This is a genomic window from Massilia niastensis DSM 21313, assembly GCF_000382345.1.
GTDB classification, from domain to species: domain Bacteria; phylum Pseudomonadota; class Gammaproteobacteria; order Burkholderiales; family Burkholderiaceae_D; genus Telluria; species Telluria niastensis.
Genome location: NZ_KB908114.1, coordinates 51,277 through 61,758 on the forward strand (window position 1 = coordinate 51,277; position 10,482 = coordinate 61,758).

General features: G+C 63.8%; 9 protein-coding genes and 1 pseudogene. 6 read left to right on the forward strand and 4 right to left on the reverse strand.

What is annotated here, in order from left to right; all coding sequences use genetic code 11:
* Positions 1-8: 8 nt before the first annotated feature.
* The 3 genes from H162_RS0120430 to H162_RS0120440 all read right to left on the reverse strand — a co-directional run bounded on the left by H162_RS0120430 (position 9) and on the right by H162_RS0120440 (position 3,110).
* Positions 9-1,031, reverse strand: coding sequence for an IS110 family RNA-guided transposase (locus H162_RS0120430; protein WP_020655355.1), 1,023 nt, complete (start codon positions 1,029-1,031; stop codon positions 9-11).
* A 148-nt stretch (positions 1,032-1,179) separates the two neighbouring features.
* Complete coding sequence (locus H162_RS0120435; protein WP_020655356.1) at positions 1,180-1,938, reverse strand: enoyl-CoA hydratase/isomerase family protein; 759 nt, start codon at positions 1,936-1,938, stop codon at positions 1,180-1,182.
* Positions 1,935-3,110: a CaiB/BaiF CoA transferase family protein gene (locus H162_RS0120440; RefSeq protein WP_020655357.1), complete on the reverse strand. Its 1,176-nt coding sequence runs from the start codon at positions 3,108-3,110 to the stop codon at positions 1,935-1,937. Before H162_RS0120440 ends, H162_RS0120435 begins: the two co-directional genes overlap by 4 nt.
* A gap of 262 nt (positions 3,111-3,372) precedes the next feature.
* On the opposite strand from H162_RS0120440, the gene H162_RS0120445 reads away from it, so the two are divergent.
* From H162_RS0120445 to H162_RS0120475, 6 genes are all read left to right on the forward strand, one after another.
* The gene (locus tag H162_RS0120445; RefSeq protein ID WP_020655358.1) at positions 3,373-4,278 is read left to right on the forward strand and encodes a LysR family transcriptional regulator; all 906 of its coding nucleotides are present in this window, start codon (positions 3,373-3,375) and stop codon (positions 4,276-4,278) included.
* Positions 4,279-4,468: 190 nt separating this feature from the next.
* On the forward strand, positions 4,469-5,680 hold the full coding sequence (locus H162_RS0120450; protein WP_020655359.1) for a CaiB/BaiF CoA transferase family protein: 1,212 nt from the start codon (positions 4,469-4,471) through the stop codon (positions 5,678-5,680).
* Complete coding sequence (locus H162_RS0120455; RefSeq protein WP_020655360.1) at positions 5,677-6,654, forward strand: hydroxymethylglutaryl-CoA lyase; 978 nt, start codon at positions 5,677-5,679, stop codon at positions 6,652-6,654. Before H162_RS0120450 ends, H162_RS0120455 begins: the two co-directional genes overlap by 4 nt.
* Before the next feature lie 64 nt (positions 6,655-6,718).
* Positions 6,719-7,711 carry a Bug family tripartite tricarboxylate transporter substrate binding protein gene (locus H162_RS0120460; protein WP_026354886.1) on the forward strand — a complete coding sequence of 331 codons (993 nt, stop codon included), beginning with the start codon at positions 6,719-6,721 and terminating at the stop codon, positions 7,709-7,711.
* A gap of 82 nt (positions 7,712-7,793) precedes the next feature.
* Complete coding sequence (locus tag H162_RS34225; RefSeq protein WP_156885720.1) at positions 7,794-8,030, forward strand: substrate-binding domain-containing protein; 237 nt, start codon at positions 7,794-7,796, stop codon at positions 8,028-8,030.
* A gap of 360 nt (positions 8,031-8,390) precedes the next feature.
* Positions 8,391-9,914 (forward strand): CitMHS family transporter, encoded by a 1,524-nt coding sequence (locus H162_RS0120475; protein WP_040787797.1) that lies wholly within the window; start codon positions 8,391-8,393, stop codon positions 9,912-9,914.
* A gap of 430 nt (positions 9,915-10,344) precedes the next feature.
* On the opposite strand, the pseudogene H162_RS34230 reads toward H162_RS0120475, so the two are convergent.
* Positions 10,345-10,482, reverse strand: a pseudogene (locus H162_RS34230) (IS5/IS1182 family transposase); the annotation flags it as partial.

Genomic DNA, 10,482 nt, shown 5'->3' on the forward strand with positions numbered 1-10,482 from the left:
CGATCCGATTACGCGACAACGTAATCGGATCGGAATTCCCGCTCGCGCGCCAACAACGCCCACACGATCCGGGCATTCTTGTTGGCCAGCGCCACGGCCGCCACATTCTTGTTGCGCCGGCCAATCAGCCGATGCAACCATCCTTGCGCATCGCGCTTGCGCTCGGCGCAGCGAATCACCGCCCGCGCCCCATGGATGAGTAAGGTACGCAAATACGTGTCGCCACGTTTGCTGATGCCCTGCAAATTCGTCTTGCCTCCGCTCGAATGCTGTTTTGGCACCAGCCCCAACCACGCCGCCAGTTGCCTCCCATTCGTAAAATTCTTCGCGTCGCCGATCGAGGCCACCAGCGCGCTGGCCGTGATCGGACCAATGCCGGGTATCTTCTCCAACTTGCGCGATAGTGCGTTACTACGGTGCCACGCCTGAATCTGGACTTCCATTTCGCCAACCTGCCGATCCAGTTCCTTCAGATGCTCCAGCAAGCGCTGCACTAGTTCCCGAAACGCCCCTGGCAATTCCTCGTTCGCTTCGTCCAGCAGCACCGGCACGCGCTGGTACAGGTGCGCGATCCCTTGTGGCAGGATCAGTCCAAATTCACTCAACAAGCCGCGAATCTGGTTCGCTTGTGCCGTTCTCGCCCTCACCAACCCTTGCCGCACCCGGTGCAGCGCCAACACCGCCTGCTGCTCCACATTCTTGACAGGGACAAACCGCATGCTCGGCCGGGTCACCGCTTCGCAGATCGCCTCGGCATCGGCCGCATCGTGCTTGTTGGTCTTGACATACGGCTTGACGAACTGCGGCGCCATCAGCTTGACCGTATGGCCGAATTCTTGCAGCTTCCTTGCCCAGTAATGCGCGCTGCCGCACGCTTCCATCCCAACCAGGCACGGCGGCAAATTCGCAAAGAACGCCGCCATCTGGTCGCGCTTGAGCTGCTTCTTGAGCATGGCCTTGCCGTGCACATCCACGCCGTGGACCTGGAATACATTCTTTGCCAGATCGATGCCGATTGTCGTAATCTTCATGACGACGCCTCCCTCGCTTCAAGTGGTTGTTCGACACTTCCACTTTGGCACATCGATGCCGTTACGGGTGGGGGCGTCCATCCCATTGACATTGCCGTGGAACGAAAAAAAGGCGTGCCGTGCACGCCTTTCTTGTTGTTTCGTCCGCTCAGGTTTGCGCGCGATAGCGGCGCAGCCGCTCCTTGAGGCCAGGCAGGCTTGCCGAACCCGCCAGCTCTGCAAGGTCCGCCTCCCTCGAATCCGGCGCCGTGACACGCAACAATGCCGCCATCGCCTCTAGGGACAGCGAGCTTGCTTCGTCGGCCGCCGCCTGGACCAGGGCCGGCCAGGCTTCCTGCCCGCTGACCTGCCGGATGAAGCCCATCGTCACCGCTTCGTCCGCAGTAAAGTTCGAGGACCGTGCCAGCACCTCGCGTGCCCGGTCGGTGCCGATACGCTGCACCAGCCTGCGCGTACCCAGCACCAGTCCGAAGCGCAGGCCGGGCATGCGGAACGTGCTGCCGGCCGCGGCAATCCGCTGGTTACAGGCGCAGACCAGGTCAACCCCGGCGCCGAAGTTCTTTCCGTGTGCCAGCGCCATGGTCTGATACGGCGCGTGATACACCGCCTGCAGCAACTGTTCGACGCGAATGAAACGCAGCACCAGGTCACCCTCGGACTGCGCCTCGACATCACCGAGGTCGAAGCCGGCGCTGAAATTGCGCCCTGCCCCCTGCAGCACGAGCAGCCGGGTGCCGTCGCGGCAGCTCTCCTGCACCACGGCCAGCAGTGCTTCGACCAGTTCCACATTCAAGGCATTCAGCTTGCCGGGACGATTGAGCGTCACGCGTGTGACGGCGTCCTCGCGGCACACCAGCAGCGCGCCGGCGCCGCCGGGCTGCGTGTCTACTGCGGCAAGGGCATTCATGCACTCACCTTCTCGGCGGGAGCCGCTGCCGGCGTGTATCCGAGCGAGGACAGGACGTCGTCCGTATCGGCGCCCAGCGCCGGCGGGCTGCGATAGATCGGCAAGCCCCGTCCGGTCAGGCGCAGCGGTGAAGCAAAGGTCCGGGTACGCCCCCCCGTCGGCAGGTCGATCTCCTGCACCCATTCCATCGCCTTGACCTGCGGGTCCGCCAGCACCTGCGAATAGGTATTGATCGGCGTACATGGTACGCCCGCCCCCGCGAAGCGCGAGATCAGTTCCTCGCATGTGAGGTCGGCGAACTCGGCTTCCAGGATGTCCTTGAGCACCGCCTGGTTCGCCGCGCGCAGCGAAGTGCTGCCAAAGCGTGGATCCTGCGCCAGGTCGGGACGCTGGATCTGCGCGCAGGTGATGCGCCACAGGTTGTCGTTACCCGCGGCCATCGCGAAATAGCCATCCCTGGCGCGGAACGCCTGGTAGGGAGCGTTACGGGGATGCGCCGATCCCAGTTTCTGGGGATCGCTGCCCTTGCCGAAGTATTCACTGGTCTGCAGCGCCGCAATCCCCAGGCTGGCGCCCAGCATCGAGACGTCGATATGCTCGCCGCGCTGGCCGGCGCGCACCTTGTTCAGGACGGCGCTCACGCCGAAGGCCGCATACAAGCCTGCCGCAAAATCGGACAGCGGAACGCCGCACTTGACCGGAGCACCGCCGGGTTCGCCCGTCACGCTCATGATGCCGCTCATTGCCTGCATCGTCAGGTCGAAGCCGCCCTCCTGGGAACGGGGACCGGACTGGCCATAGGCCGAGATCGAACAATAGATGAGCGCCGGCTTGACCGCACTGAGCGTTTCGTAGTCGAGACCCAGCCGCCGCATCACGCCGGGCCGGTTGTTTTCGATCACGACGTCCGCCGACAGGATCAACTCTCGTGCGCGCTTCACATCCTGTTCATCCTTGAGATTCAGCGCGATCGAACGCTTGTTGCGGTTAAGCGAGGCAAAGTTTTCGCTGAAACCCTGGTTCAGTGGAGGCCATTGCCGGAGGCTGTCTCCGCCTTCCGGGTGTTCCACCTTGATCACATCGGCGCCCATGTCAGCAAGCAGCATCCCGCAGAACGGACCTGCGGCGACCTGGCAGAATTCGATGACCTTCACTCCTTGTAGCGGCAGCATAGCGTTTCCTCTCCTAATGGCGTGGATGGTGGGTTGCGGAGACCGCGCCGTTCTCGCCCTTGCGCCGGAAGCCGGTCACCCTTGATCGGAGTATGCAGCGCATGCCACGCCTTGTCTACTAAATTTTGGGATTCGCATCCCATTATTTGGGACAAAATCCGCATTGCGCAAGACGGGCGCGCAGATGAGCCGCGCAAGCAGGCTTGCGGCAAAGTCAGGCGCAAGCGCACAATGCCCGGACCAACCCTGTCTGCTTGCATCCATGAATCTTCACCGTCTCGACCTCGTTTCCCTTTCCCTGTTTGCCCTCATCGTGCGCACGGGAAGCATCAGCAAGGGCGCGGCCCTGGCCCACCTTGCGGTCGGCGCGGCCAGCAGGCGCATCTCCGAGCTCGAGGCCACCATCGGCGCCACGCTGCTCGAGCGTCATTCGCGCGGAGTGAGCCTGACCGTCGCCGGGCAGGCGCTGCATCGCCATACGCAGAGGATATTGAGCGATGTCGATCTGCTGGCGGCGGAGCTCTCGGATTACGCGTCGGGCATCGTGGGTGTCGTCCGCCTGTGGGCCAACACCTCCTCCGTCACCCAGTTCCTGCCCGACGATCTTGCCGCCTTCACGGCGGCCAACCCCGGCATCCGCATCGAACTCGAGGAAGGCGACAGCAGGGAGATCGTCGTGGCGGTCCTCGATGGCCGCGCCGACCTGGGCATCTTCGCCGACCGGACCCCGGCACTGGGCCTGCACCTGGTCGATTACAGGAAGGACCGCCTGAGCCTGGTCGTGCCCCAGGGCCATGCGCTGGCCGGCCGGCGCACGCTGTATTTCGAGGAAGTCCTCGACTATGACTTCGTCAGCCTCGCCGAAGGCACCTCGCTGGCCCAGCGTCTCCAGGCCGAGACCGAGGCGCTGGGACGCAATCTCAAGCTGCGCATCCGCGTGCGCAGTTTCGACGCCATGTGCAAGATGGTCGCGGCCGGCATGGGCATCGCCGTCCTGCCCTCCGATGCGGTGCACGAGCTGCTGCGTCCGCTGAACCTGCGCCAGATCGCCTTGAAAGACCCCTGGGCGGACCGCCGGCTCCTGATCGGCCTGCGCGACGCCAAGGCCGTGCCGCGCCATGTGCGCCTGCTGCTGGAGCACCTGGAACGCGCTCCCGCCAGCCAGTAAAGGGGCGCGGCAGGCCGTCCACGCCGTCCCCGGCTTTCGCGGTTTGCGAAAGCTGGCTTCTTTCCTTTCCGCTTCCGCCATCCATGACGGCCGGTCAGAATGTCTTCATGCGCTGTCAAGAGCGCGCCTTCCCGCCATCGAAGCTGCGGCGCCGGCGCCACCTGATGAGAGTTTGATTGAGAGGTCTATCATGAATACAGACAACACGGTTCCGGACGGCGCCCTGCGCGGCGTCCGCGTGATCGAAATGGGGCAACTCATTGCCGGTCCGTTCGCGGGCAAGACCCTGGGTGAATTCGGCGCCGACGTGATCAAGATCGAGGCGCCCGGTAGCGGCGATCCTTTGCGTAACTGGCGCATGATCAAGGAAGGCACCTCGGTCTGGTGGCAGGTCCAATCCCGCAACAAGCGCTCCATCGCGCTCGACTTGCGCAGCGCCGAAGGCCAGGACATCGCCCGCAAGCTGATTGCCGAAGCGGATGTGCTGATTGAAAATTTCCGGCCCGGCACCCTGGAAGGCTGGGGCATGGGCTGGGACAGCTTGTCGGCGCTGAATCCCGGCCTGGTCATGCTGCGCATCTCGGGCTATGGCCAGACCGGCCCCTACCGCGACCTGCCCGGCTTCGGCGCCATCGGCGAAGCCATGGGCGGGCTGCGCCACCTGACGGGAGAACCGGACCGGGTGCCGGTACGCTGCGGCATCTCGATCGGCGATACCCTGGCCGCGCTGCACGGCACCATCGGCATCCTGACTGCGCTGTACCACCGCAAGGTCAATGGCGGCAAGGGGCAAGTGATCGATGTCGCCCTGCATGAGGCGGTGTTCAATGTCATGGAAAGCCTGGTTCCGGAGTACAGCGCCTTCGGCGCCGTGCGCGAAGCCGCCGGCAGCGCGCTGCCGGGCATCGCGCCATCGAACGCCTATCGCTGCATCGATGGCTACGTGCTGATTGCCGGGAATGGCGACAGCATCTTCAAGCGCCTGATGCAGGTCATCGGCCGCGACGACCTGGCCGGGGACCCGGAACTGGCCAACAATGCGGGCCGCGTGGCGCGCGTGGCGGAACTGGATGCGGCCATCGGCGTCTGGACGGCGACGCGCCCTGTCACCGAAGTACTCGACGTCCTCGCCGGGGCGAAAGTGCCGGCAGGTAAAGTCTATACCGCCAAGGACATCGCCGAGGATCCCCATTACCGGGCGCGCGACATGATCCTGACCCAGGCCACCCGGGATGGCTACGAGGTGGAGGTGCCGGGCGTGGTTCCCAAGCTGCTCGGCACGCCGGGCACCCTGCGCTCCTCCGCCCCCGGACTCGGTGACGACACCGACGAGGTGCTGCGTGGAATCGGATTGACGGAACAGGACATCGCTGCGCTGCGCGGCAAAGGAGTCGTCGCATGAACATCTGGAATGGCGCCGGGCGCCGCATTCATATCCAGGAAGTGGGCACCCGCGATGGCTTGCAGGCCGAAAGCGCCTTCGTGCCGACCGAGGAAAAAATTGCCCTGGTCAACAGCCTGTCACGGGCCGGGATGGCGAAGATCGAGGTGACCGCCTTCGTCTCGCCGAAGGCGATTCCCGCCCTCAGCGATGCGTCCAGCGTCATGCTCGGGATCGAGCGTGTTCCGGGCGTGATCTACAGCGCCCTGGTGCCGAACGTCCGCGGCGCCGAACGCGCCATCGAGAGCAGGGTGGACGAACTCAACCTGGTCATGTCGGCCAGCGAGAGCCATAACCTCGCCAACCTGCGCATGACCCGGGAGCAGTCCTTCGGCGCCTTGCGCGAGGTGAGCGGCATCGCCAGGCAGGCGCGGCTTGCGGTGAATATTGCGCTGTCCTGTTCCTTCGGCTGCCCGATCGAAGGCGAGGTGGCGGAGGACACGGTGCTGGAATGGTGCGCGCGCTTCATCGGCGAGGCCGGCGCCGGCGGCATCACCTTGTGCGACACCACGGGCATGGCCTATCCCGGCCAGGTGGCCGCGCTGACCCGGCGCTTCCGCGCGGCCTGGCCCGATATCGAGCTGAGCCTGCATTTCCACAATACCCGCGGCATGGGATTGGCCAATGTGCTGGCCGGCATCGATGCCGGCGCCGATCGCTTCGATGCTTCGCTGGGAGGCATCGGCGGCTGTCCGTACGCGCCCGGGGCATCGGGCAACGTCTGCACGGAAGAAGTGGTGCATGCCCTGGAGCTCATGGGATATGACACCGGCGTCGACCTGGAAGGCTTGATCGCCGCATCGAAGCGCTTGCCGGCACTGATCGGCCACGACACGCCGAGCCAGATCGTCAAGGCCGGGCGCCGGCTCGACCTGCACCGGCCGCCGGCGGATCTCGAGGCGCTGCGGCAGCGCGCGCATGCGCGTGCGGGCTAGGCCGGCAGGAAAACCCAACACAGCAGGACCAGACCATCATCATCGGATGAATATTGGAGACACCATGAAAACCATTCAACTTCTTCGCTTGCAAGCGTGCGCAGTCACCGTCCTCGGCATTGCTGTTGCCGGCGTCAGCGCGTACGCACAGGACGCGGCCTACCCCATGCAGACGGTCACCCTGATCGCGTCCGCAGCGCCGGGTGGAACCACCGACATTGCCGCGCGCATGATTGCGGACCCATTGTCGAAGGCCCTGGGAAAACCGGTGGTGGTCGACAACCGGCCAGGCGGCTCGGGCACGATCGCCGCGTCCGCCGTCAAGCGCGCCAGGCCGGACGGGCATACCCTGCTGGTCCAGTACTCTGGATTCCAGGTCATCACGCCGCATCTGCTGAAGGGGTCGCTCGATCCGATCAAGGACTTCGCGCCGGTGGCCAACCTGATCGTCGCCCCCCAGGTCATCGTCGTCCGCCCGGATCTTCCGATCAACACCCTGCCTGAATTGATCAGCTATGCCAAGGCACATCCCGGAAAGCTGAATTACGCCTCGTCGGGCAACGGCTCTCTCCAGCACGTCACCGGGGAAATGATCAAGCAGCTCACCGGCGTCGATATCACCCACGTCCCTTACAAGGGCACGGGCCCGGCGATCACGGATCTGCTGAGCGGCAATGTGGACATGACCTTTACCACGGCGCCGCCCCTGCTCAGCCACATCAAGGCGGGGAAACTCCGGGCGATCGCCGTCACGGGCAATGTTGTGTTGCCCAGCTTGCCGCAGGTTCCGCCGACGTCGACCATCAAGGGCTTCGAGAAGCTCGATGTCAACTCCTGGTTTGCCGTGTATGCGCCCGCCGGCACGCCCAAGCCCGTGATCGACAGGCTTGCTGCCGAGATCAGCAAGATCATGCAGACCGCGGACTTCAAGAACAAGGCGCAAGCGCAAGGCTCCTATGCGGTGTACATGAATCCCAAGGAACTGGCCGGCTACACCAGCAAGGAACTGCAGAGCTGGGGCAAGTTCGTGAAACAGGCGAACATCACCGGGGAGTGAACGGCGCAGACCTCGTGCGCCCCTTCAGCGGGCATTGTGCTCCGGCCATGGAGACAAGTGCCCACTGGCCCGCCAGGAAAAGGTGTCGACACCCTGGCCCCCCCGCTTCGCCCAGGGTCGGCACCTTGGGCCGGACCGCCGCGCGCTGGCACACGCGCATCCCTCCATCTCCTCGGTCCGTCTCGACAAATGGGCGATCGGCATGCAGGCGGCCAGGTCGCTCATCGCGAAGATCGAAGGCAGGCCGCTGAAGGAAAACATCATCGACGTGGGTTTTCGCCTCATCGAGCGCGACACGACTTGCGTGAGCGGCACCTGACGCTGAAAGCTAATTGAAAGCCGGGCGCGCATATAGTGGCGCAAACAAAGCAGTCCACTACGATGACAACAACCCGGAGACGCCATGAAGAAGTCGGCCCTCGCGCTCGCCGTCCTGGCAGCGCTTTTCCCTGAATAGTTCCGCCAACGCCCGGAGCACCGTGCAGGCCCACGCCTGACCGGGGCCGTGGACCATGCCGGCGTCGATGACGCCAGCCTGGCGGGCGATATCCCCGATTCCCTGGGCCTGCATGACGCAGGCCCGGCCGGAAAGCCGCCACGCGCTTCCCGCAACAGGAAATGACGGGCCTGCCGGCCCCTGACGCAAGGACAGGTATTGCACCTGCAAGGAGAAGTAATGATGTTGACCGCCCTGGCCTATTCGATGGTCGTCGTTTTCATGTTCCTGATCATGACAAAGCGCCTGCCGGCGCTGGTTGCCTTGATTATCGTGCCCATCGTATTCGGGCTGCTCGGCGGCTTCGGCGCGGAGCTTGGACCCATGATGCTAACTGGCATCAAGAACCTGGCCCCCACCGGCGTCATGCTCATGTTCGCCATCCTGTACTTCGGCATCATGATCGATGCCGGCCTGTTCGATCCCGTCGTGCGCAGGATCCTGAAACTGGTGGACGGCGACCCCATGAAGATCGTGGTCGGCACGGCGGCGCTGGCGATGTTCGTCTCGCTCGACGGCGACGGCGCCACGACCTACATGATCACCGTGGCGGCGATGCTTCCGCTCTACAAGCGCCTCGGCATGAGCCGCCTGGTACTGGCATGCGTGATCATGCTGGCAGGCGGCGTCTTCAACATCCTGCCCTGGGGCGGCCCGACCGCGCGGGCTGCGAGCGCCCTGGGCGTGGACGTGCGCGATATCTTCGTGCCGATGATCCTGCCCATGATCGTGTCGGCCGTCTGGGTGCTCTTCGTCGCCTACATCCTCGGCGTGAAGGAACGCAAGCGGGTCGGGGTGATCGCCATGCCTGCCCGGGCCAAGGCACAGGCGGCGCCGAATGTCAGCGTCCTGCAGCCTGCCTGCGCCGAGCTCGCGGCTTCGGGTCAGATCTCGGGCCAGATGAATGGCACCACCGGCCAGTGGACTGCCCACGCCGGCGTCGCGGGACAGGAGAGCAATGTGCTCCAGCTTCCGGGCGGCCGGACGGAGGCGGACGCCAGGGCAACGGCGGTGGCTGCCGCGTCCACCGGCGGCGGCGGCGCCGGGCCGGACACGGGCGTCTCCGACCCCAAAATCGCGCGACCGAAACTGATCTGGGTGAACTTCCTTCTGACCGCAACCCTGATGGGCTTGCTGATCATGGGCGCCCTCCCCCTGCCGGTGCTGTTCATGATTTTCTTCGCGATCGCGATCATGATTAACTACCCCGGCCTGCAGGAACAAAAGGAGCGGCTGACCGAGCATGCGGCCAACGTGCTGCCGGTCGTGTCACTGATCTTCGCCGCGGGCATCTTTGTCGGCATCCTGCAGGGCACGAAGATGGTGGATGCCATCGCCACCAGCGTCATCGCCGCCGTTCCGGCCTGGATGGGACCCTACATGGCGATCGTCACGGGCTTGCTCAGCATCCCGTTCACTTTCTTCATCTCGAACGATGCCTTCTATTTCGGCGTGGTGCCGATCCTCGCCAAGGCAGCCTCGGTCTATGGCATCACCGCAGCCGAAATCGGCCGGGCATCGATCATCGGCCAGCCTGTCCATCTGCTCAGTCCGCTGGTAGCCTCGACTTACCTGCTGGTCGGCCTGTCGGAGGTCGAATTCGGCGACCACCAGCGCTACACGCTGATCTGGTCGATCACGGCGGCGCTGGTCATGCTGGTGGCCGCGGTGATCTTTGGCGTGATTCCTTTTGTCGGGCGTGGCTGATTGCTGACGGCAGCCCCATGTCAATCCAGTTTCTTTCTCAGGTCCATGCTGCATTAGCGACAAATCGGATGAGCCGGGAAAAATATCTCACGGCCATTTACATGGCAATCAGGACTTCTGCCAATACATTTATTACCGTGCTTTGATGAGCATCGCTTTCTCGACTTGGGCGAGTCCGATTTTGATCTCGGCCAAAGATGTTTCACTTATTTCCGCCTACTCCGCTCCTTGTCGGCCTTTAAAAAAATAATATCACCAAAAACAATTCTGCTTTGCGATTTATCTAAGGAAGCGCTGATTTAATCGATATTTTTCTCGTGGCCGGAGCTGTGCTGTCGACGCTGGCTTGACGAGCAGCGAAGCGAGTATTTTTGCCCCAGCACGGCGTCGCGAGACGATTTTTGAGGTATCCCTGCGAGTTTTTCTCCGCTCAAGACGGAGTTCTGGCGCGAGCGCTTCCGAAGGTTCGTCCAGCCAGCACCAGATTTGCAAACGCAAACAGGGCAAACAGCTGCGTGGTGTTCTTTGCCAGCCCACGATAGCGTGTCTTGCGATGACGGAAGAGGTT